The organism is Streptomyces africanus (genome assembly GCF_002150735.1).
GTDB lineage: Bacteria > Actinomycetota > Actinomycetes > Streptomycetales > Streptomycetaceae > Streptomyces > Streptomyces africanus.
This window is the reverse complement of the sequence record NZ_MUKA01000340.1, coordinates 1-21,127: the sequence shown is the minus strand read 5'-3', so window position 1 is coordinate 21,127 and position 21,127 is coordinate 1. Positions and strand designations below refer to the sequence as shown.

At 71.3% G+C, this 21,127-nt stretch carries 19 protein-coding genes; 9 read left to right on the top strand and 10 right to left on the bottom strand.

The window, feature by feature from the left end; genetic code table 11:
• Window positions 1–600: 600 nt before the first annotated feature.
• Window positions 601–3,126, top strand: a complete 2,526-nt coding sequence (locus tag CCL05_RS34755) for an ATP-dependent Clp protease ATP-binding subunit (protein ID WP_086564627.1) — start codon at window positions 601–603, stop codon at window positions 3,124–3,126.
• Window positions 3,127–3,203: 77 nt separating this feature from the next.
• Here CCL05_RS34755 and CCL05_RS34750 read toward each other — a convergent pair whose 3' ends face one another.
• Complete coding sequence (locus CCL05_RS34750) at window positions 3,204–3,836, bottom strand: HAD family acid phosphatase (protein WP_086564626.1); 633 nt, start codon at window positions 3,834–3,836, stop codon at window positions 3,204–3,206.
• A 439-nt stretch (window positions 3,837–4,275) separates the two neighbouring features.
• Here CCL05_RS34750 and CCL05_RS34745 point away from each other — a divergent pair, with 439 nt between their 5' ends.
• Window positions 4,276–4,980 carry a M23 family metallopeptidase gene (locus CCL05_RS34745; RefSeq protein ID WP_086564625.1) on the top strand — a complete coding sequence of 235 codons (705 nt, stop codon included), beginning with the start codon at window positions 4,276–4,278 and terminating at the stop codon, window positions 4,978–4,980.
• Window positions 4,981–5,002: 22 nt separating this feature from the next.
• Here CCL05_RS34745 and CCL05_RS34740 read toward each other — a convergent pair whose 3' ends face one another.
• On the bottom strand, window positions 5,003–5,599 hold the full coding sequence (locus tag CCL05_RS34740; RefSeq protein WP_086564624.1) for a TetR/AcrR family transcriptional regulator: 597 nt from the start codon (window positions 5,597–5,599) through the stop codon (window positions 5,003–5,005).
• A gap of 124 nt (window positions 5,600–5,723) precedes the next feature.
• Here CCL05_RS34740 and CCL05_RS34735 point away from each other — a divergent pair, with 124 nt between their 5' ends.
• The 3 genes from CCL05_RS34735 to CCL05_RS34725 all read left to right on the top strand — a co-directional run bounded on the left by CCL05_RS34735 (window position 5,724) and on the right by CCL05_RS34725 (window position 8,372).
• Entirely contained in the window at window positions 5,724–7,313 is a 1,590-nt protein-coding gene (locus CCL05_RS34735; protein ID WP_086564623.1) for an MDR family MFS transporter, read from the top strand.
• Window positions 7,314–7,415: 102 nt separating this feature from the next.
• Window positions 7,416–7,862 (top strand): helix-turn-helix transcriptional regulator, encoded by a 447-nt coding sequence (locus CCL05_RS34730; RefSeq protein ID WP_086564622.1) that lies wholly within the window; start codon window positions 7,416–7,418, stop codon window positions 7,860–7,862.
• A gap of 63 nt (window positions 7,863–7,925) precedes the next feature.
• Window positions 7,926–8,372 (top strand): VOC family protein, encoded by a 447-nt coding sequence (locus CCL05_RS34725; protein ID WP_086564621.1) that lies wholly within the window; start codon window positions 7,926–7,928, stop codon window positions 8,370–8,372.
• Window positions 8,373–8,382: 10 nt separating this feature from the next.
• On the opposite strand, the gene cseC is transcribed toward CCL05_RS34725, so the two are convergent.
• The 5 genes from cseC to CCL05_RS34700 form a co-directional block, all read right to left on the bottom strand.
• A complete protein-coding gene (gene cseC, locus CCL05_RS34720) occupies window positions 8,383–9,732 on the bottom strand; it encodes a two-component system sensor histidine kinase CseC (protein WP_086564620.1) in 1,350 nt (449 codons plus the stop codon).
• Window positions 9,733–9,741: 9 nt separating this feature from the next.
• The gene (gene cseB / locus CCL05_RS34715) at window positions 9,742–10,443 is read right to left on the bottom strand and encodes a two-component system response regulator CseB (protein ID WP_086564619.1); all 702 of its coding nucleotides are present in this window, start codon (window positions 10,441–10,443) and stop codon (window positions 9,742–9,744) included.
• A 137-nt stretch (window positions 10,444–10,580) separates the two neighbouring features.
• Window positions 10,581–11,237, bottom strand: a complete 657-nt coding sequence (locus CCL05_RS34710) for a hypothetical protein (protein ID WP_167409672.1) — start codon at window positions 11,235–11,237, stop codon at window positions 10,581–10,583.
• Window positions 11,225–11,764, bottom strand: coding sequence for a SigE family RNA polymerase sigma factor (locus CCL05_RS34705; RefSeq protein ID WP_003992025.1), 540 nt, complete (start codon window positions 11,762–11,764; stop codon window positions 11,225–11,227). Before CCL05_RS34705 ends, CCL05_RS34710 begins: the two co-directional genes overlap by 13 nt.
• A 284-nt stretch (window positions 11,765–12,048) precedes the next feature.
• Window positions 12,049–12,984, bottom strand: a complete 936-nt coding sequence (locus CCL05_RS34700; protein WP_086564630.1) for an HhH-GPD family protein — start codon at window positions 12,982–12,984, stop codon at window positions 12,049–12,051.
• A 163-nt stretch (window positions 12,985–13,147) separates the two neighbouring features.
• Between CCL05_RS34700 and CCL05_RS34695 the strand changes: the two genes are divergently transcribed.
• Both CCL05_RS34695 and CCL05_RS34690 read left to right on the top strand, forming a co-directional pair.
• A complete protein-coding gene (locus CCL05_RS34695; RefSeq protein WP_086564629.1) occupies window positions 13,148–14,767 on the top strand; it encodes a sensor histidine kinase in 1,620 nt (539 codons plus the stop codon).
• Entirely contained in the window at window positions 14,764–15,420 is a 657-nt protein-coding gene (locus CCL05_RS34690; RefSeq protein WP_086564618.1) for a response regulator transcription factor, read from the top strand. Before CCL05_RS34695 ends, CCL05_RS34690 begins: the two co-directional genes overlap by 4 nt.
• 136 nt (window positions 15,421–15,556) lie before the next feature.
• Here CCL05_RS34690 and CCL05_RS34685 read toward each other — a convergent pair whose 3' ends face one another.
• On the bottom strand, window positions 15,557–16,198 hold the full coding sequence (locus tag CCL05_RS34685) for a phosphatase PAP2 family protein (protein WP_208641682.1): 642 nt from the start codon (window positions 16,196–16,198) through the stop codon (window positions 15,557–15,559).
• Window positions 16,199–16,372: 174 nt separating this feature from the next.
• Between CCL05_RS34685 and CCL05_RS34680 the strand changes: the two genes are divergently transcribed.
• A complete protein-coding gene (locus CCL05_RS34680; protein WP_086564616.1) occupies window positions 16,373–17,251 on the top strand; it encodes a hypothetical protein in 879 nt (292 codons plus the stop codon).
• Window positions 17,252–17,272: 21 nt separating this feature from the next.
• Here CCL05_RS34680 and disA read toward each other — a convergent pair whose 3' ends face one another.
• Window positions 17,273–18,397 carry a DNA integrity scanning diadenylate cyclase DisA gene (disA, locus tag CCL05_RS34675; protein ID WP_086564615.1) on the bottom strand — a complete coding sequence of 375 codons (1,125 nt, stop codon included), beginning with the start codon at window positions 18,395–18,397 and terminating at the stop codon, window positions 17,273–17,275.
• Between the two features lie 80 nt (window positions 18,398–18,477).
• Window positions 18,478–19,887 carry a DNA repair protein RadA gene (gene radA / locus CCL05_RS34670; protein WP_086564614.1) on the bottom strand — a complete coding sequence of 470 codons (1,410 nt, stop codon included), beginning with the start codon at window positions 19,885–19,887 and terminating at the stop codon, window positions 18,478–18,480.
• A gap of 196 nt (window positions 19,888–20,083) precedes the next feature.
• Between radA and CCL05_RS34665 the strand changes: the two genes are divergently transcribed.
• Window positions 20,084–21,127: sigma-70 RNA polymerase sigma factor region 4 domain-containing protein (locus CCL05_RS34665; protein ID WP_143589992.1), on the top strand; the 1,044-nt coding region annotated here is incomplete at its 3' end.

Here is a 21,127-nt window from a genome sequence, read left to right as displayed (position 1 = left end):
CCCGCCTCGGAGGGCACGTCCAGGACGTCGTAGCGCACCCCCACCACCAGCCGCAGAGGATCGCCGGGCACCGTCGGCCAGCCCAGTTCGTTCTCGTACCACCGCCGGACCCGACAGCTCTCGTCGAGGGGCCGGCGGGGAAGCGGGACGAGGCGAGGGGCGCCGAACATGCCAAGTGCAACAGCCGGAAGGACGTGCGGGTTACGCTGGGTGGCGTCACGAGTGCGCACAGTGGCGAAATGGGGGCGTGCGGGGGGCGCGGGGAGGCGCAAGGTTGTTCGCCCGTAGCGGAGGGAAGGGGGGCGCTCGGCATGGACTTCCGGTCCGTGCGGGTAAGACATCCCTAGTGGGAGGGGGCGACACGCAGGAACGGCAGTCTCACGTTCGCCATGGGCGTACTGACGAAGGGGGTATCTGCCTGGCCTGCGGGAACATCGTCTCGCACCATCGGGTTGGAGCAGATGTCGGCGTTCGGGGTCAGGAGGCCAAGGACGGTGTCGGCAGTTGGAATGAGCGGTCCCCGCTTGCGGGACTAAGCTGCGGAAGGACAGGGAGGGGAAGTTCCCCCCACTGCCTGACCGCTCTGAGGAGCGATTAACGATGTTCGAGAGGTTCACCGACCGCGCGCGGCGGGTTGTCGTCCTGGCTCAGGAAGAAGCCCGGATGCTCAACCACAACTACATCGGCACTGAACACATCCTCCTGGGCCTGATCCACGAGGGTGAAGGTGTCGCCGCCAAGGCCCTTGAGAGCCTCGGGATTTCGCTCGAGGCGGTCCGCCAGCAGGTGGAGGAGATCATCGGCCAGGGCCAGCAGGCCCCGTCCGGGCACATCCCCTTCACCCCCCGTGCCAAGAAGGTCCTGGAGCTGTCGCTCCGCGAGGCCCTTCAGCTGGGCCACAACTACATCGGCACGGAGCACATCCTGCTCGGCCTGATCCGCGAGGGCGAGGGCGTCGCCGCCCAGGTCCTGGTCAAGCTGGGCGCAGATCTGAACCGCGTGCGGCAGCAGGTGATCCAGCTGCTCTCCGGTTACCAGGGCAAGGAGACCGCCGCCGCCGGCGGGCCTGCCGAGGGCACCCCCTCGACGTCCCTGGTCCTCGACCAGTTCGGCCGGAACCTCACCCAGGCCGCTCGTGAGTCCAAGCTCGACCCGGTCATCGGGCGCGAGAAGGAGATCGAGCGGGTCATGCAGGTGCTGTCCCGCCGGACGAAGAACAACCCGGTCCTGATCGGTGAGCCCGGCGTCGGCAAGACCGCCGTCGTGGAGGGCCTCGCCCAGGCCATCGTCAAGGGCGAGGTGCCCGAGACCCTCAAGGACAAGCACCTCTACACCCTGGACCTCGGCGCGCTGGTCGCCGGCTCCCGCTACCGCGGTGACTTCGAAGAGCGCCTGAAGAAGGTCCTCAAGGAGATCCGCACCCGCGGCGACATCATCCTGTTCATCGACGAGCTGCACACGCTGGTCGGTGCGGGTGCCGCCGAGGGCGCCATCGACGCGGCTTCCATCCTGAAGCCGATGCTGGCCCGCGGTGAGCTGCAGACCATCGGTGCGACCACGCTGGACGAGTACCGCAAGCACCTGGAGAAGGACGCGGCCCTCGAGCGCCGCTTCCAGCCCATCCAGGTCGCCGAGCCGTCCCTGCCGCACACGATCGAGATCCTCAAGGGTCTGCGTGACCGCTACGAGGCGCACCACCGCGTCTCCATCACCGACGAGGCACTGGTCCAGGCCGCCACCCTGGCCGACCGGTACATCTCGGACCGCTTCCTGCCGGACAAGGCGATCGACCTGATCGACGAGGCCGGATCGAGGATGCGCATCCGCCGGATGACCGCGCCGCCGGACCTGCGCGAGTTCGACGAGAAGATCGCCGGTGTCCGCCGCGACAAGGAGTCCGCGATCGACTCGCAGGACTTCGAGAAGGCCGCCTCCCTGCGCGACAAGGAGAAGCAGCTCCTGGCCGCCAAGGCCAAGCGGGAGAAGGAGTGGAAGGCCGGCGACATGGACGTCGTCGCCGAGGTCGACGGCGAGCTGATCGCCGAGGTCCTCGCCACGGCCACGGGCATCCCGGTCTTCAAGCTGACCGAGGAGGAGTCCAGCCGCCTGCTCCGCATGGAGGAGGAGCTGCACAAGCGGGTCATCGGCCAGAACGACGCCGTCAAGGCGCTGTCGAAGGCGATCCGCCGTACGCGTGCCGGTCTGAAGGACCCGAAGCGTCCCGGTGGCTCGTTCATCTTCGCCGGCCCGTCCGGTGTCGGTAAGACCGAGCTGTCCAAGGCGCTCGCCGAGTTCCTCTTCGGCGACGAGGACGCACTGATCTCCCTCGACATGTCGGAGTTCAGCGAGAAGCACACGGTGTCGCGACTCTTCGGTTCGCCCCCCGGCTACGTGGGCTACGAGGAGGGCGGCCAGCTGACCGAGAAGGTCCGCCGCAAGCCGTTCTCGGTCGTCCTCTTCGACGAGGTCGAGAAGGCCCACCCGGACATCTTCAACTCGCTGCTGCAGATCCTGGAGGACGGTCGTCTGACCGACTCCCAGGGCCGGGTCGTGGACTTCAAGAACACGGTCATCATCATGACGACCAACCTCGGCACCCGGGACATCTCCAAGGGCTTCAACCTGGGCTTCGCGGCCTCGGGTGACACGAAGACCAACTACGAGCGCATGAAGAACAAGGTCTCGGACGAGCTCAAGCAGCACTTCCGGCCTGAGTTCCTCAACCGCGTCGACGACGTGGTCGTGTTCCCGCAGCTGACCGAGGGCGACATCCTGCGGATCGTCGACCTGATGATCAGCAAGGTGGACGAGCGCCTGAAGGACCGGGACATGGGCATCGAGCTCGCCCAGTCCGCCAAGGAGCTCCTCGCCAAGAAGGGCTACGACCCGGTCATGGGCGCCCGGCCGCTGCGCCGGACGATCCAGCGCGAGATCGAGGACAGCCTGTCGGAGAAGATCCTCTTCGGCGAGCTGCGCCCCGGTCACATCGTGGTCGTGGACACCGAGGGCGAGGGCGAGACCAAGACCTTCACCTTCCGGGGTGAGGAGAAGTCGGCCCTGCCGGACGTCCCGCCGATCGAGCAGGCGGCCGGTGGCACGGGACCGAATCTGAGCAAGGACGTGTAAGCGTCACGGTCGAGTGAGAGGGGCCGGTGCTGAAAAGCACCGGCCCCTTTTCCATGCCTTGAGGTGCGGGGCCTGCGCTACGACAGCTGCCCGTCGTAGTCCGGCAGCTTGTACGTCTTCTCGGCGTGGCCGCCGGAGAGGTCGCCGGCGCTGTTGCCGATGTTCGCGATGATCGTGTAGCCCTTCTTCTCGACGTCGACGCGCTGGGCCGTCTTGTATTCGGCGACGTTCTTGAAGAGGTCGATGAAGTTCCGGACATAGAGGCCGGAGACCTGGTAGCCGGCCTGCTTGAGGTTGTACTCGGTGAACGAGGCGATGATGTCCGGCCGGGCCGTCACGAAGAACAGGGCGACGCCGCGCTCCTGGGCGTATCTGGCGGCCTCCAGGACCGGTTTGTTGGCCGGCTGCGGATAGCTGAAGCCGAAGTCGGTCTCCAGCGTGGTGTTGTCGATGTCGAAGACGATCGCCTGCTTCTCGCCGGGCTTGGCGGCCGCGATCCGCTGCTTCAGATAGGGCAGCGCCTGGTCCATCACCGCCTGGCAGTCCTTCTGCCAGGTCGCGTAGTCGACGTCTGCGGCGGCGGCCGCGGTGACCGTGGTGGCGGCACCGGCGGGGGCCGCGGCGTCGGCCGGTGCGGCCATCGCCATGAGGGCGGCCGCCGAGACGGCGGTCACTGATGCGCGGCGCAACCAGGGGCGTCGGGTCTGCATGTCGTGGGGGTCCTCTCACGTCCGTGACGCTGCAACATGTCGTGTGCATGCTCGTGGGCGAGGGTGGCGCGAGGGGAACCGTAGGGTTACCGGACGGTAGGTGCATAGAGGCGTGCGCCACATTTCCGGAATGGCCGAAGAGGGCCTCCGGTGACATGCCGCACAGGCGATATGTCCGTTACTAGGCGGAATAGTGCTGAACGGGCCGGGAGGAAAGGGATTCTTGCCTTGGCGGGCCGGGCGAAGTGCTGCGTAGTGCCCTGATTTGTCCCGAATGGGTGCCCTGTCAAGAGACGCAGAACACTGAACGAAGTTACTAACTTAGGCCGTAGATCACGCTTTTGGGGGTTTGTCGGACTTCGGGTTACCAAGGGATGGCCATTCGGCGAGCGACTGTGCGCCGGGTGGTTTTCTCCGTCCCCTTCCCCGCGAGGTTTCGATGTCCCAGCGCGTCACGTCCCGTTCTTCCCGTACGTCCCAGCTCCGCACCCGTGCGACCGTGCTGGCCGCCGGCCTCGGCGTCTCGGTCGCACTGGGAGCAGGGGTCGCGTCCGCCGCCGACACCACGGCCGCGTCCGGCACCGCCAGTGCCGTCAAGGCACAGGCCGCCGTCCAGGCCAAGGCCGCCAAGGCCGAGGCCGCGAAGGCTGAAAAGGCCGCCGCCGCGAAGAAGGCCGCTGCCGCCAAGAAGGCCGCTGTGCAGAAGGCCGCCAAGAAGGCCAAGCCGTCCTGGATCGACCCGGTGAAGAAGTACACGCTCTCCGCGAGCTTCGCCCAGGCCGGTGGCATGTGGAGCCACAAGCACAGCGGGCAGGACTTCGCCGTGCCGAGCGGCACCCAGGTCCTCGCCGCCCACGGCGGCACCGTCGTCAAGGCCGGCGGCAACGGCGCCGGTGACGGCCCCGCGTACGGCAACGCCGTCGTGATCAAGCACGGCAACGGCACGTACTCGCAGTACGCCCACCTGTCCAAGATCGAGGTGCGCATCGGTCAGGTCGTCAAGACCGGCCAGGAGATAGCCCGGTCCGGCAATACCGGTAACTCCAGCGGTCCGCACCTGCACTTCGAGATCCGTACGACCCCGAACTACGGCTCGGCGATCGACCCGGTGAAGTTCCTGCGCGCCAAGGGCGTCACGGTCTGACGACCCCGGCGGCCCTGCCCCGCTAGGAGCCCTGAGCTCCTTCGTGGGCCTGGGTCACCAGGTCCGTGGCGACCTCGAGGACGGCTTTGTTCTTGTCCTCGGGGTCGCCTTCCAGGTCCTGGAGCAGGAACATCCCGGCGTGCAGCGTGAAGAGCGCGCTGACGCAGCGGACCTGGTCGACCAGGTCGGCCTCCGGGTCGATGATGATGTCGCGCAGGCCGCGGATGCGCTCCTTGAAGGAGTCGCCGATCCGCAGCTCCCGCACCGTCGCCTGGTTGTCGTGCATGAAGCGGAACAGCGGCGTGGCGCCGGCCAGGGTCTGCGCGTAACGGCGGATGATCTCCTGCTTGGTGTCGAGCGTGTGCGGTTGCTGCCGCCCCCACTCGATCAGCTCCTCGATCGGCTTCGTGAGGTCGTCGAAGATGCTGACGAGGATCTCTTCCTTCGTCTTGAAGTGGTAGTAGAGCGCCGCCTTGGTGACCTCCAGGCGTTCCGCGATCTCGCGCAGTGAGGTCTTCTCGTAGCCCTGCTCCGCGAAGAGTTCGAGGGCCACATCCTGGATGCGCTGGCGGGTGTCCCCGCGGCGCCGATGCCTGGTGCCGTCCATGGTGCCGCCCATCCTCCTACGCCGCTCCCTTTCCATAAAACTTACTTGACGCCCGGCTAGTTCCGCCGCTAGCTTCCGAGTGTAGTCACTAGCCGGTCGACAAGTAAGTAGCGGTAGTAGGGGGAGTGGGAAAGCAATGGCGGACACGACGGACACACCGGCGGTCGGCGCCGACACCGGGGGGAAACAGCCGAGGAGCGTGCGGGTCGTCCTGCTCGCGCTGATGATCGCGATGATGCTCGCGATGCTCGACAACATGATCATCGGTACGGCGATGCCGACGATCGTCGGTGAGCTGGGCGGCCTCGAACGCCTCTCGTGGGTGGTCACCGCGTACACCCTCGCGACCGCGGCCTCCACCCCGCTGTGGGGCAAGCTCGGCGACATGTACGGCCGCAAGGGCACGTTCATGACGTCGATCGTCCTCTTCCTGATCGGCTCCGCGCTCAGCGGCATGGCCCAGGACATGAACGAGCTGATCGGCTTCCGTGCCGTCCAGGGCCTCGGCGCCGGCGGTCTGATGGTCGGCGTCATGGCGATCATCGGTGACCTGATCCCGCCCCGGGAGCGCGGCAAGTACCAGGGCATGATGGCCGGCGTCATGGCGCTGGCGATGATCGGCGGCCCGCTGGTCGGCGGCACGATCACCGACCACTGGGGCTGGCGCTGGGCGTTCTACATCAACCTGCCGCTCGGCGTGGTCGCGCTGGCCGCCATCAGTGTGGTGCTGCACCTGCCGAAGAAGCGGTCCGAGGCGCGGATCGACTACCTGGGCGCCGCCCTGCTGACCGTCGGCATCACCGCGATCGTCCTCGTCACCACCTGGGGCGGCACGGAGTACGCCTGGAGCTCCGCGCGGATCATGGAGCTGATCGGCATCGGTGTCGCCGCACTCGTCGGGTTCGTGTTCTGGCAGACCAAGGCGGCCGAGCCGGTGGTGCCGCTGCACATCTTCCGCAGCCGCAACTTCACGCTGATGTCGCTCATCGGCTTCATCACCGGTTTCGTGATGTTCGGCGCGACGCTGTTCCTGCCGCTGTACCAGCAGTCCGTGCAGGGCGCCTCCGCGACGAACTCCGGGCTGCTGCTCCTGCCGATGCTCGGCGCGATGCTGGTGACCTCGATGGTCGCCGGCCGGGTCACCACGAACACCGGCCGGTACAAGGTGTTCCCGATCCTCGGCAGCGTCCTGATGACCGTCGGCCTCTACCTGCTGTCCACGATGGACACGGGCACCTCGCGGTTCACGTCCGGTGTCTTCATGGCCGTGGTCGGGTTCGGCATGGGCTGCCTGATGCAGATCACCATGCTGGTCGCGCAGAACAGCGTGGAGATGAAGGACATGGGCGTGGCGTCCTCGTCGACCACCCTCTTCCGTACTCTCGGCTCCTCCTTCGGCGTCGCGATCATGGGCGCTCTGTTCAACAGCCGCGTCCAGGACGTCATGGCCGAGCGGGCCGGTTCGCTGGGCTCCAAGATGACCGAGCGGACGGCGCAGCTCGACGCCAAGAGCCTGGAGAAGCTTCCGGTCCTGGCCCGCGAGGCGTACCAGCACGCGGTGTCCGCCGGCACGCACTCGGCGTTCCTGCTGGGAGCCGTGGTGGCGGTGTTCGCCCTGGTGGCGGCCGTGTTCGTCAAGGAGGTCCCGCTCAAGGGGGCGGGCCCGAAGGCGGACGGCGAGCCGGAGGCCCCGGCGGCGCAGCCGCCCGTGGCGGAGACCGTCTGACCGGACCGCACGAAGCCCCCGGGGTGGTCCGCCCCGGGGGCTTCGTCATGCCCGGCCGCGATCCCGGGGCCGTTGTCAGACCCTCGTGCCACCATCGGATCCATGGACAAGCTGCGGCAGGTGCGCCTCGCCAAGGACGCCATGGACCGGGACTGGGCCGATCCGGACCTGGACCTGGGCGCCGTGGCCGCACACGCCGGGTACTCGCGGTATCACTTCCTCCGCGCCTTCAAGGAGGCGTACGGCGAGACCCCCGGGCAGTACCTCACGCACCGCCGCATCGAACGCGCCGAGGACCTGCTGCGCACGGCGAACCTCTCGGTGACGGAGATCTGCCACCTGGTCGGCTTCAGCAGCGTCGGCACGTTCTCGGCCCGGTTCAAGGCGTGGACCGGCCTGACGCCCAGCGAGTACCGGACGAAGCACGTGGGCCGCGGAGCGGCACTCATACCGGGCTGCTACGCCATGCTGTGGGCCGGCGGCTTCCGATCGGCACCCGGCCCCGGCACCGGCATCGGGCAACAGCGCAATTCCGGAGAAGCGGGCTGACACCCCCGCTGCCTACGGTGACAGGGCAGGCACCAACCGGCCGCCGACCAGCAGGAGCGCACGATGATCAAGGGTCTCGCCATCTCGACCGTCTGGGTCCTCGACCAGGACCGGGCCAAGGAGTTCTACACCGAGAAACTGGGGCTGGAGGTCCGTACGGACATGACCATGGGCGAGGGCGGCATGCGCTGGCTCACCGTCGGCTCGCCGGACCAGCCCGACGTCGAGTTCACGCTGATGGTGCCCGGCGGGGCCGGGATGGACCCCGAGTCCGCCGAGATGCTCCGGAAGCTGGTGACGAAGGGCGCGCTCGGCGCCGGCGTACTGACCACCGACGACATCCACGGCGACTACAAGAAGCTCAAGGACCGGGGCGTGGAGTTCCTCCAGGAGCCGCAGGAGCGCCCGTACGGCACGGAGGCGCTGTTCCGTGACGACTCCGGCAACTGGTTCTCCTTCACGCAGCGCCGGGAGGGCGGACTCGACCTGGACCAGGACTGGACCAGCTGATCCGCAAGGTCTACGACCCCGGCAGCATCGGATAACTCCCCGTGTTCGTCGGCGCGTGCTCCGGCAGCCACAGCACGGCCACCGCGCCCTCGGCCGGTACGCCCTCCGGCGCGCCCGGCGTGCGTACGTTCCGGAAGGTCAGCCGGGCGCCGAGCACCCGGGCCTGCCCGGCCGCGATGGTCAGGCCGAGGCCGTGGCCGTGCCCGGCCCGGTCCTTGCTGCCGGTGCGGAAGCGGCTCGGCCCCTCGGCGAGCAGGTCCTCGGGGAAGCCGGGGCCGTGGTCGCGGACGCGGATGACGCGGCCCTCGACGGTGACCTGGATGGGCGGCTTGCCGTGCCGGGCCGCGTTGGCGAGCAGGTTGAACAGCACCCGCTCCAGGCGCCGCGGGTCGGTGGTGACCTCCGACTCGTGCACGATCCGCACCTCGATGTCCGGGTCCTTCGCCGCCACCCGCCGGGCGACGAACTCGCCCAGCATGAGGTCCTGGAGCTCCGCCCGCTCGGAGGCCCCGTCCAGCCGGGCCACCTCCAGCACGTCCTCCACGAGCGTGCGCATCGCCTTCGCCCGGTCCAGCACCAGCTCGGTCGGGCGGCCGGGCGGCAGCAGTTCGGCGGCGGTCAGCAGCCCGGTCACCGGCGTGCGCAGCTCGTGCGCGATGTCGGCGGTGACCCGCCGCTCGGCCTCGATCCGCTGCCGCAGCGTGTCCGCCATGGCGTCCACCGCGCTCGCCAGGTCGTCGGTCTCGTCCCGGACGACCCCGCCCATGGCGTCCCGCACCCGCACGTCCGTATCGCCGCCCGCGAGCTGGCCGGCCGCGACGGCCGCCTTGCGCAGCCGCCGCGAGAGGTGCCCGCCGATGAGCACACCGAGCGCGCTGCCGCCGAGGACGACCGCGATGGAGCCGATGAGCAGGGCCTGGTCGAGGTCCTGGAGGATGTCCGAGCTGCGGTCGGTGAAGCCCGAGTGCAGCGACATCACATGCCCGTTCTTCAGCGGAACGGCGGCCCATATGTCGGGCACGTCACCGGGCCGGTCCGCCACGTACGTCGCCCGCTGGCCCGCCTCCACCCGCTGCCGCAGCGCCACCGGCAGATTCGGATCGTCGATCTTGGTGTTGGGGAAGTTCATCCGCCCCGACAGCTCGAAGTTGCGCTGGGCGATCATGATGCGCTCGTCGGCCAGGTCGCGCGCGTTGTCCAGCATCGACACCCGGGCGGCGTTGTGCACGACCAGGCTCAGCGCGACCGCCACCAGCGCCCCGACCAGCGCGATGGCCGCGCTCAGCTTCCATCTGAGGCCCGTGCGGATGCCCGCGCGCTCCAAGCCCGTGGCGACCAGGCGCCGGAAATGCCCCCTCATATCCCCTGCTCAGGCCTTCAACTTGTAGCCGAAGCCGCGGACCGTCTCGATGCGGTCCTGGCCGATCTTCTGCCGCAGCCGCTGCACGTGCACGTCGACCACGCGGGTGTCCCCGCCCCAGCCGTAGTCCCACACCCGCTCCAGCAGCTTGTCGCGGGAGAGCACCGTGCCCGGCGCCGTCGAGAACTCCAGCAGCAGCCGCATCTCGGTCGGCGTCAGCGCCACCGGCTGCCCGGCCCGGCGGACCTCCATGCCCTCGGTGTCGACCTCCAGATCCCCGAAGGTCAGCACCCCGCCGCTCGCCGGGGAGGCCGCATCCTCGGCCCGGCCGCCGCCCGCGTGCCCGAACCGGCGCAGCACCGCGCGGATCCGGGCGACCAGCACGGCACCGTCGAACGGCTTGGTCACATAGTCGTCGGCCCCCGCCTCCAGGCCCAGCACGACGTCGATGGAGTCGGCCCGCGCCGACAGCATGATGACCGGCACGGTCGACTCGTCCCGGATACGGCGGCACAGGCTGACCCCGTCCAGACCGGGAACCATGACGTCCAGCAGCGCGATGTCGGGGCGGTCCGCCCGGAACGCCTCCAGGCCCGACAGCCCGTCGGGCATGGCGGTGACCACGAAGCCGTCCCGTTCCAGGGCGAGCTGTGTGGCCTCACGGATGACGTCGTCGTCCTCGACGAACAGGACGTGGGTCTGGTCTGCCATCCCGGTGCTCTCAGTCCTCGTGTGGTTCGTGGGGTGCGTTCTGTCGCGTTCCCTCTGGGGGACGCGCGATCGGTGTGATGCGTTCACCGGTGGATCGTTCCGAGCGGCCCGATCGGTTCACACGCCCTGCGCCCACGTCAGCTCGCGGGCTCCGGCGTGGGGGTGTCGCCGCCGACCTTCCCGTAGTCGTTGTGCGTGCGGTACTCCTCGTCGAACCGGCCGGAGGTCCATCTGTAGGTGATCACGTTCTCGCCGGAGGGGCTCGACACCGGGTCGCCCTTTTCGTACACCTGCTTGGTCACGACCAGGTCGCCGCGGTCGATCTCCGCGTAGACCGGGGTCTCCTCCGCCTTGAACACATTCTTGTACGAGCCGTCCTGCTCGCGGTACACGTAACTGCCCACACCCACGGCGTCACCGCAGGTCAGCACGTTGACGACGACGTCGTCGCCCGATCCGCCGGTCAGGTTCCCGTAGGACACGTCGACGGGGTACTCGTCGGCGACGCACGGCTTCAGCTCGCGCTTCACCTCGGGGGAGACCTCGGGGTCGTCCTTGACGAGCCGGACCGCGTCGACCGTGTCGGGCGTCTTCGACGGTGCGGCGGACGGTGTGGCCGCTGCGGCGCCCGCCATCGAGTCGGAGTGGGCCGGGCCCTCGTCCCGGGCGCCGGTGCCGCCCGCGCCGCAGGCGGACACCAAAAGGGCGAGGGCGGCGAGCACGGCCAGGGCCGTACTCACCGCCTGGATGCTGCCCGGGGTCCGTGCAGACCCTTCGCCGGTCAGGCCGCGCACCGCTCCCGCTCCTCACGCTCCAGCGCGCGTGCGTCCAGGTCGCGGGACTCCAGCTCCTCGCGGAGCCGGGCGAGCGCCCGGTGCAGCGTGCTCTTGACCGTTCCGGCCGACATGCCGAGGGCGGCGGCCGTCTCCTCTGTGGACATCTGCTCCCAGTGTCGCAGGACGACGACACTGCGCTGCTTCGGGGCGAGCACCTTCAGGATGTCCATCAGCAGGGCGCGGTCCGCGTGCTGCTCGGTGGAGTCGTCGACCGAGGCGTCCGGAAGCTGCTCGGTCGGCACCTCCTCCAGCTTGCGGGCCCGCCACCACTCCGTCCGCGTGTTGATCATCACCCGGCGCAGGTAGGCGTCCGCCAGCCGCTTGTCCTCGATGGTCTCCCAGCGGCCGTAGGTGCGGACCAGCGCGGTCTGCAGCAGGTCCTGCGCGTCCGTCGGGTCCGGGACCAGGCGGCGGGCACTGCGCAGCAGCGCGTCCTGCCGCGTGCGGACGTACTCCTCGAACTCGAGCACCTCGCCCTGCGCCATGGTGAACCGCCTCCCGTTTCCCCGTTACGGCCGGCTTCCCGCCGTCCGTGCACTGCCTGTGTTCCTTGGTCGTCCCGTGTTTTCCGGGAACGGAATTGAAGGTACGGAGGCGTTGTCACGGCACTGTCCGAAGCAGCCTTCGGCTAGCACTCGGCTGTCCGTCGGTTGTGTAACGGACGTCGGAACAGGGTAAAGCCGTGGGCGAGTTGGGGTGGATTACGGGCGATTTGTCCACCCCGATCACCGTGACAGGCGACGACTCGCGGCTGTGACGTGTCTGTACGTCAGGTCAGCGGCAACCGGTACAGCCCGCCCGCCAGCGGCTCCACCAGACCGTCGGCGACGAGGCCGTCCAGAGCGCGGGCCCGCTGCACCGGCTCGTGCCACACCCGGTCCAGCGCCGACTGCGGAACCGGACCGTGGGCCTCCCTCAGCACGGCGAGCAGGCGCCCGCGCACCTGCCGGTCGGTGCCCGCGTACGTCTGACCGCGGCGCGGCGGCCCGTCGTGCTCCGGCTTGCCCGCCTGCCGCCACGCGCACTGCGCGGCGATCGGGCAGCGGTGGCACGACTCGCTCTTCGCCGTGCACACCAGCGCGCCCAGCTCCATCGAGGCGGCGGCCCAGCGGGCGGCGGTCGGCTCGTCCTCGGGCAGCAGCGCGCGGGCCAGCTTGCGCTCGGCGGCGGTGGTGGCGTTCGGCGGGTACTGCACGCCGGTGACCGCGCGGGCGAAGACCCGGCGCACGTTGGTGTCCAGCACCGGGTGCCGCTGCCCGTAGGCGAAGGAGGCGACGGCGGCGGCCGTGTACTCGCCGATGCCCGGCAACGCCAGCAACTGGGCGTGGTCGGCCGGTACGTCACCGCCGTGCCGTTCCGTTATCGCGACGGCGGCGCCGTGCAGCCTGAGGGCGCGGCGCGGGTAGCCGAGCCGGCCCCAGGCACGGACCGCCTCACCCGGCGCCTCCTTGGCCAGGTCGGCCGGGCGCGGCCAGCGGGCCAGCCACTGCTCGTAGACGGGCAGGACGCGGTTCACCGGCGTCTGCTGGAGCATGAACTCACTGACCATCACGCCCCACGCCCCGGCCTCGGAGCGCCGCCACGGCAGGTCACGGGCGTTCTCGTCGAACCAGTCGATGACGGGGGCGTGCAGGTGCTCGCCGGAGGGCGGGCCGGAGGCGGGATCGGCGGGGCTGGTGTGCGGGGGCTTCGTGGGAGCAGTCATGGCCATTCGATCCTGCCACGCGAAGGCCGCGATCCGGGCACACCACCACTCAAGACGGGCAGACGTACCTGCCAAGAGGGACGGGTGTACCTGCCAAGAGGGACGGGTGTACCTGACGATCGGCAGCAGTGCAGCCCTGCTGTCCGCCGATAGCGTCGGGCGGATGGAACGTCCTCGTCCCGCCCGGCTCGGCGGATGCGCCCTGCTCTGGGCGGCCCTCGCCCTGCCCGCGCTCACGGCGGACCGGCTCGGGCTGAACGAGCCGCGTCCGGCCTGGCAGCAGGCGGCCGGTGTGGCGGTGCTGGCGGTCGCGGTGGCCCTGTCCCGGCTGCTGCCGCTCGCGGCCTTCGGGCTGGTGGCCGCCCTGAGCCTGGCCGCCGCCCCGGCCCTGTTCACCGTCTCCTACGGCCCCGCCCTCGGCGTGTTCGCGCTGCTGCTCGGGCTGCGGGCGGGCGGGGCGCGCCCCGCGGTGCTGTGCTTCGCGGCCGTCGGCTGCGCCGGCACCGCCCGGATCGTCCTCGTCGGCGTCGACCCGGCCCCCGAGTGGCTCGTCATGACGGGCATGCTGCTCTTCGGCTGTGTCTTCCCCTGGCTGGGCGGCCGCTACTGGCGGCAGAGCCGCAAGCTGGCCGTGGCGGGGTGGCTGCGCGCCGCCCGGCTGGAGGACGAGGCCCGCTTCGCCGAGGAACGCGCCCGGCTGCGCGAACGGGCCCGGATCGCCCAGGACATGCACGACTCCCTCGGCCACGAGCTGAGCCTCATCGCCCTGCGCGCGGGCGCCCTCCAGGTCGCCCCCGGACTCGCGGAGCAGCACCGCACCGCGGCGGCGGACCTGCGCGCGGCCGCCGCCGACGCCACCGACCGGCTGCACCGCATCATCGGCGTCCTGCGCGAGGACGACGACGAGCCCGCGCCGCTGGCCCCGGCGGGCGAGACGCTGGAGCAACTCGTGGCCCGCGCCGCGGAGTCGGGCCTGCCGGTGCGCTGGGAGCCCGCCGGGCAGGGCCGCCCGGCCGCGGAGCCGGGCGGGGTCGCCGAACGGCTGCTGCACCGCGTGGTCCGGGAGGCGCTGACCAACGCGGCACGGCACGCACCGGGCGCTCCCGTGACCGTGGCGATGACGGGACGGGCCGCAGGAACGGGGCGGGCCGCGGCGGCGGGGCGGGCCGCGGGGACGTCCGTCACCATCACCAACGGCCCGCCCACGCAGGAGGGTTCCCGCCCCGCCGGCGGCGGCACGGGCCTGCTCGGGCTGCGGGCCGCGGTGACCTCCGTGGGCGGCACGTTCGAGGCGGGACCGCACGAGGAGGGGTTCCGGGTGTCGGCGTACGTGCCCGATGCCCCCGAGCAGCAGTCCACCGCCAAGCCCCCGGGCCCCGCGCCCTTCCGGCACGCCCGTCGCCGTGTCGCCGTCGGCCTCGGCACCGCGGCCGGTGTGGGCGTCGTGCTCGTCGGCGTGGCCTTCGGCTGGTACGCGTACGCGGAGAAGCACTCGGTGCTCGAACCCGCCGCGTACGCGAAACTGCGCCTCGGCGCCCCCGTGGCCGACGTCGAGCGCGTGCTGCCCGAACGGGACGTGCATGACCCACCTGCCGAACGGGCGCCGACACCGGAGCCCGGGGGAGCCGACTGCCGCTACTACCGGGCGAGCGGCGAACTGTTCGTCTCCGTCGACCACTTCAGACTGTGCTTCGCCGCCGGCCGGCTGGTCGCCAAGGACGTGGTCCCGCGCACCGGTCTGACCGGTGAAGGCCGAGAGGAATACGAGGAGTTCTCACAGTGATCCGCGTTCTGCTGGCCGACGACGAGGCCATGGTCCGGGCCGGGGTGCGCGCCATCCTGGGCAGCAGCGGCGTGACGGACGTCGTCGCCGAGGCGGGCGACGGCCGTGAGGCGGTCGAGCTGGCCCGCGCCCACCGCCCGGACGTGGCCCTGCTCGACATCCGCATGCCGCGCCTGGACGGCCTCACGGCGGCGGAGGAGATCGTACGGACCGTGCCGGGCACGGCCGTCGCGATGCTCACCACCTTCTCCGAGGGCGCCTACGTGACCCGCGCCCTCGGCGGCGGCGCCACCGGCTTCCTGCTGAAGTCGGGGGACCCGTACGAACTCATCGCGGGCGTACGGGCGGTGGCCGCGGGCGCCGCGTTCCTCTCACCCAAGGTGGCCCGGTACGTCATCGACGAGGGCCTCGGCGGCGGCCGGCTCACCCGTGAGGCACAGGCACGCGCGCGCGTGGCTGTGCTGAGCCCCCGCGAACGCGAGGTGCTCGGCCTGGTCGGCGCGGGCCTGTCCAACCCGGAGATCGCCGCCCGGCTGCACCTCGTCGAGGGCACGGTGAAGGCGTATGTGAGCGCGGTCCTGGACCGGCTGGGGGTGCGCAACCGCGTGCAGGCGGCGATCGTGGCGTACGAGGCGGGGCTCGTGGAGGCGTGACGGCCGGCGAGGCGTGTGACGGCCGGGCGGCGCGTGACGGCCGGCGAGGCGGGTGACGGCCGGGCGGCGCGTGACCGCCGGGGCGGCGCGGCGGCGGGGGCGCGTTCCGGGCCCGTTGACACGCTCGCGATCCGCCTCAGCGCCGCGCGTGCGAGCCGTACGACCTGACGGGCGCCGCGCCCGGCCCGGTGAACCACCGCACGGCCGGCGCCGACGACATGCGCAACACCCCGGCCAGTCGCGTCGCCGGGCCCCTGCCCAGCCGTACGGCGACGAGGGCCACGAGCGTGCCCAGCACCAACCCCGCGAGGACGTCGTGCGGATAGTGCACGCCGACGAAGACCCGGGAGAAGGCCATGAGAAGGGCGAGCGGGGCCGTCAGCCACAGGAGCGCGCGCCGGACCAGCGCGAGGGCGACCGCCGCCGCGCCCGCGATCGTGGCGTGGTTGGACGGAAAGGACCAGTCGCCGTGCGGCGGGCACTCGGCGAGGGACGCGGCCGCACCGACGACCGCCCGGCACGGACGCTCCTCGGTGACCGCGGACTTGAGCACCTCGCTGCACACGTACGCCACAGCCGTGGCCACAGGTGCAAGGGCCGCGATCGCGAACGCGCGGGGAGTGTCGCGGCGGGCACGCCACCAGGCGGCGGCGAACAGCGCGATGAAGACCAGCAGTCCGGCCTCCGTCCATATGCCGGCCCCGTGCTGTACCCACATCGGGGTGTCCTGGGCGAAGTCGGTGATGTCGCGGTAGAGCGCGCTGTCCTCGAAGTTCATGGTCACGGACGGTAGGCGGCAGGCCGATACCGTCACACCCAGCGATCGTCGCGTCCCGAACCTGACGAAAGACAGGGGTGGGCCCCGGGATTCCGAGATGATGATCCGGAAAAGTTGTGGCCCCGGCGGCGGGTGGGACAGGCGAACGCGCCGAACTCTCGTAAGGTTTGCGCCGTGGGATCTCTGCGCAATCCGGTCGGGCCGCTTCCCTCCTCCATCTACTGGCGTCGGAGGGTCGTACTGGTGTCTGTGGTCGCCCTGTTGGCGCTGCTCATCACCTGGATCGTGACCATGGGCGGCGGGGGCAAGGACGGCGACAACGGCGCCAACGGCAAGAATCCCGCGCCCTCCATCACGCCCGGCCCGTCGAGTTCGGGCCCGGCCATCAGCCAAGCGCCCGGCGGACGCGACGAGTCGGGCGACGAGGGCTCCGGCGGCTCGTCGTCCGGGTCCGGGTCCGGGGGCGGTTCCGGCGACGGCTCGGGTGACGGCTCCGGGGACGGCTCCGGGTCGGCCTCCGGCGGCGGTTCCGGCTCGGGCGGCTCCGGAGGGGCGGGCGGTGCCGGTGGTGCCGGTGGTTCCGGTGGCGGTGCGGCGGTGGGCGGCGTCGGCGTGGGCGTGGGCGACACCCTGCCGGCCGGTTCCACGCTGCCCAACTGCACCGCCAGCGTGGTCAAGTTCAGCCTGCGCAGCCGGCACAACACCTACGACCCCGAGCAGACGCCCACGTTCCTGCTGACCGCGCGGAACATCTCCGGCAGCGACTGCAAGATCGATCTCGGGCCGAAGAACGCGGTGTTCACGATCACCCCGGCGAGCTCCGACGACGACTTCTGGTCCTCGAAGGACTGCCCGAAGGCCGCCGCGCACCAGCTGTACCGGGTGCCCGCGGGCAGCGGCATCACCTACACCGTGAAATGGGACCGCAAGCCGAGCGCCCCCGAGTGCGCGACGCCTCCGGCGGGCTCGGCCGGGACGGGCACGTACCTGGTGGAAGCCAAGGCTCCGGGCTTTGCGAAGGTGCAGACGTCGTTCGTGCTGTCGGCCGACTAGGGCAGGTCCAGGGCCCAGCCGCTAGACGTACCGCTCCAGGATCGACGACTCCGCCAGCCGCGACAGCCCCTCCCGGACGCTGCGCGCCCGGGCCTCGCCGACGCCGTCCACCGTCTGGAGGTCGTCGACGCTCGCGGCGAGCAGCTTCTGGAGGCCGCCGAAGTGCTCGACCAGGCGGTCGATGATCGCGCCGGGGAGCCGGGGCACCTTGGCGAGCAGGCGGAAGCCGCGCGGCGACACCGCCGAGTCCAGCGTCTCGGGCGAGCCGGTGTAGCCCAATGCCCGGGCCACCGTGGGCAGTTCGAGCAGTTCGGCATGGGTGAGGGCGTCCAGCTCGGCCAGCGCCTCGTCGACCGTGCGGGAGCGCTTGGCGGTGGGCTCGGGCACGTAGTCCCGGACGACCAGCTCACGTTCGGGCTCCACCCCGGCGATCAGTTCGTCGAGCTGGAGGGCCAGCAGCCGGCCGTCCGTGCCCAGCTCCACCACGTACTCGGCGATCTCCGTGGCGATGCGGCGCACCATCTCCAGGCGCTGGGCGACCGCCGAGACGTCCCGGACGGTCACCAGGTCCTCGATCTCCAGCGCCGACAGCGTGCCCGCGACCTCGTCGAGGCGGAGCTTGTAGCGCTCCAGGGTCGCCAGGGCCTGGTTGGCGCGGGACAGGATCGCCGCCGAGTCCTCCAGGACGCGGCGCTGGCCGTCCACGTACAGGGCGATCAGCCGCATCGACTGGGAGACCGAGACGACCGGGAAGCCGACCTGCTTGCTGACGCGGTCCGCGGTGCGGTGCCGGGTGCCCGTCTCCTCCGTGGGAATCGTCGGGTCCGGGACCAGCTGCACGCCCGCGCGCAGGATCTTCGACAGGTCCGAGGACAGCACGATGCCGCCGTCCAGCTTGCAGAGCTCACGCAGACGGGTCGCGGTGAACTCGACGTCCAGCACGAAACCGCCGCTGCACAGCGCCTCGACCGTCTTGTCGGAGCCCAGCACGATGAGACCGCCGGTGTTGCCGCGGAGCACCCGCTCCAGGCCGTCACGCAGGGCGGTACCGGGTGCCACGGCGCTCAGCGAGGCGCGCATCAGGCCATCGGTACCGGCACTCCCGCCGGACTTTCCGGGAGCTGATGCCCGGTCGTTGGCTGCCACTGCACTCCTCCGGTCGCAGGTTCTGGGCGCCCCCGTGTCGCGCGCTCGGTTCGCACGGACGGGCGAGACCAGGGCAAAGTCTACCGGCGACCCTCCTCGTCCCGGGGGGCCTCTCTGCGACGGGACCGGGGGAGGACCCGCAGGGCGTCCCCTATGTCCGCTACCTCCAGGACCTTCATGCCCGAGGGGATCTTGCCCGGGTCGCCCGGAACGAGGGCGTGGGTGAAGCCCAGGCGGTGTGCTTCGGCCAGCCTGCGCTGCACTCCCGTGACCCGTCTCACCTCGCCGGCGAGGCCGACCTCCCCGATCGCGACGAGGTTCTTGGGGAGAGGTGTGTCACTCGCCGCGCTGGCCAGGGCGAGGGCGACGGCCAGGTCCGCGGCGGGCTCCGAGAGCTTCACACCGCCGACCGTCGCGGAGTAGATGTCCCTTTTGCCCAAGGCGCTGATCCGGCCGCGCTGTTCCAGCACCGCCAGCATCATCGAGACGCGGGAGGTCTCCAGGCCCGAGGTGGTGCGGCGCGGGGAGGGGATCTGCGAGTCGACCGTGAGCGCCTGGACCTCGGCGACCAGCGGGCGGCGGCCCTCCAGGGTGACGGTCAGGCAGGTGCCCGGGACCGGTTCGGCCCGGCGGGTCAGGAAGAGTCCGCTCGGGTCGGCCAGGCCCGTGATGCCCTCGTCGTGCAGCTCGAAGCAGCCGACCTCGTCGGTGGTGCCGTAGCGGTTCTTGACGCCCCGGACGAGGCGGAGACGGGCGTGCCGGTCGCCCTCGAAGCTCAGGACGACGTCCACCAGGTGCTCCAGCAGGCGCGGGCCCGCGATGGCGCCGTCCTTGGTGACATGGCCCACGAGCAGCGTGGACATGCCGCGCTCCTTGGAGGCCCGGATCAGGGCTCCCGCGACCTCCCGCACCTGGGCCATGCCGCCGGGCGCGCCGTCGATCTCCGGGGAGGCCACCGTCTGCACCGAGTCCAGGATCAGCAGGGACGGCTTCACCGCGTCCAAATGGCCCAGCACCGCCGCCAGATCCGTCTCGGCGGCCAGGTAGAGGTGGTCGTCGATGGCGTGGATGCGGTCGGCGCGCAGCCGGACCTGGCTCGCCGACTCCTCGCCCGTGACGTACAGCGTGCGGTGCTCGTCGCTCGCCGACTTGGCCGCCACGTCCAGCAGGAGCGTCGACTTGCCGACGCCCGGCTCGCCCGCGACCAGGACCACCGCGCCCGGGACCAGTCCGCCGCCGAGCACGCGGTCCAACTCGGGCACGCCCGTGGAGCGGGCGGTGGCCTGGCGGCCGTCCACCTGGCCGATGGGCAGGGCGGAGGTGGTGACCCGCCCCGGCGTCGTCGTACGGACCGCGGGCGCGCCGTACTCCTCGACCGTCCCCCAGGCCTGGCACTCGGGGCAGCGGCCGAGCCACTTCGCCGTCTGCCAGCCGCACTCCGTGCAGCGGTAGGACGGGCGGTCCTTGGTGGTCTTCGTACGGGCAGCCATGGACGAAACCGTAGCCGCCGGCACTGACAACGCGGGCGCCGACCGGGGCGGCCACCTGCGCGCCAGGGCCGCGCCACCCCGCGCCAGCGGCGGAACCACTGGTTCATGTCCCCGATTGAGGGATCGTTTCACCCGTACGGATTAAAAGTGCTCAAGCCGCCAGAAGGTGCCACTCCCGGCCGCCTACGGTCGCCGAATGACGAGCAGTACTCCGGAGATCTCGACCCGCTCCACCCGCACGGCCGGCCCGCACCGGGCGCACCGGGAAGCGCGTGACCGCGGGGCGGCGCGCACGCTGGCGCAGCGGCCGCCCGCGCGCTACGAGCCCTACCTGGACGGCCTGTTCACCTACTGCCTGTCCGTGCTGTGCGACCACGACGCCGCGACCGCCGCCCTGGGCGACGCCCTCGCCCTCGCCGAGCGCCGCGGCCGGCACGTCCCCGAGGCCCCCGCCGACCGCCGGGCGTGGCTGTACGCGCTGGCCCGCTGGGCGTGCCTGCGCAAGCTGGCCGAGGCCAAGCAGAAACGTCAGAGCAGCCACGCCGCGGGCCGCCCCCAGCGCGCCGACCGGCCGTCCGGCCCGGCCGTCTCCGAGGAGGTCCAGGAGCGGCGGCGGCGCGGACTGGCCCTGCTGGCCTGGCCGGAGGCCGCCGGCACCACCCCGGAGCAGCGCGAGGCGCTCGAACTGGCCGTGCGCCACCACCTGGCCGCCCATGAGGTCGCCGCCGTCCTGGGCATGGACCTGGCCGCCGCCCGCGACCTGCTGGCCTCCGCCGCCTGTGAGGTCGAACGCACGCGTGCGGCCCTCGCCGTCGTCGAGACCGGGGCGTGTCCGAGCGTCGCGCACCTCGTCGGCGACGACCGGCCCGTGCTCGGCACGGCCCTGCGCCGGGAACTCGTCCGGCACGTCGACGACTGCCCGCGCTGCCGCCGCACCGCCGAGCGCGCCATCCCCGGCCGCTGGCCCGGCACCAGCGTCACACCCGCCGAACTGCCCGTCCTGTCCGCCCCGCGCGCGGCCCTGCACGTCGCCATGGCCCATCACGCACGCGCGCGTGGCGCCGGACCCCGCTTCGACCGGCGCGGCTTCCCGATGGACCCCAAGGACCGCGCCGCCCGGAGGGACCGCCTCCGCGCGCGTGCCGTCACGACGACCGTCGTCGCCACCGTCGTGGCCGCTCCCGTGCTCGCCCTGTGGGCCGCCTACCGGGGCGCCCCCGTAGGCGGCCCACAGGGCGAG

Bases quoted from the DNA above. Each gene is read 5' to 3' on its own strand.
- CCL05_RS34755 (WP_086564627.1), top strand. From the start codon at position 601: ATGTTCGAGAGGTTCACCGACCGCGCGCGGCGGGTTGTCGTCCTGGCT.
- CCL05_RS34750 (WP_086564626.1), bottom strand. From the start codon at position 3,836: ATGCAGACCCGACGCCCCTGGTTGCGCCGCGCATCAGTGACCGCCGTC.
- CCL05_RS34745 (WP_086564625.1), top strand. From the start codon at position 4,276: ATGTCCCAGCGCGTCACGTCCCGTTCTTCCCGTACGTCCCAGCTCCGC.
- CCL05_RS34740 (WP_086564624.1), bottom strand. From the start codon at position 5,599: ATGGGCGGCACCATGGACGGCACCAGGCATCGGCGCCGCGGGGACACC.
- CCL05_RS34735 (WP_086564623.1), top strand. From the start codon at position 5,724: ATGGCGGACACGACGGACACACCGGCGGTCGGCGCCGACACCGGGGGG.
- CCL05_RS34730 (WP_086564622.1), top strand. From the start codon at position 7,416: ATGGACAAGCTGCGGCAGGTGCGCCTCGCCAAGGACGCCATGGACCGG.
- CCL05_RS34725 (WP_086564621.1), top strand. From the start codon at position 7,926: ATGATCAAGGGTCTCGCCATCTCGACCGTCTGGGTCCTCGACCAGGAC.
- cseC (WP_086564620.1), bottom strand. From the start codon at position 9,732: ATGAGGGGGCATTTCCGGCGCCTGGTCGCCACGGGCTTGGAGCGCGCG.
- cseB (WP_086564619.1), bottom strand. From the start codon at position 10,443: ATGGCAGACCAGACCCACGTCCTGTTCGTCGAGGACGACGACGTCATC.
- CCL05_RS34705 (WP_003992025.1), bottom strand. From the start codon at position 11,764: ATGGCGCAGGGCGAGGTGCTCGAGTTCGAGGAGTACGTCCGCACGCGG.
- CCL05_RS34700 (WP_086564630.1), bottom strand. From the start codon at position 12,984: ATGACTGCTCCCACGAAGCCCCCGCACACCAGCCCCGCCGATCCCGCC.
- CCL05_RS34695 (WP_086564629.1), top strand. From the start codon at position 13,148: ATGGAACGTCCTCGTCCCGCCCGGCTCGGCGGATGCGCCCTGCTCTGG.
- CCL05_RS34685 (WP_208641682.1), bottom strand. From the start codon at position 16,198: ATGAACTTCGAGGACAGCGCGCTCTACCGCGACATCACCGACTTCGCC.
- radA (WP_086564614.1), bottom strand. From the start codon at position 19,887: ATGGCTGCCCGTACGAAGACCACCAAGGACCGCCCGTCCTACCGCTGC.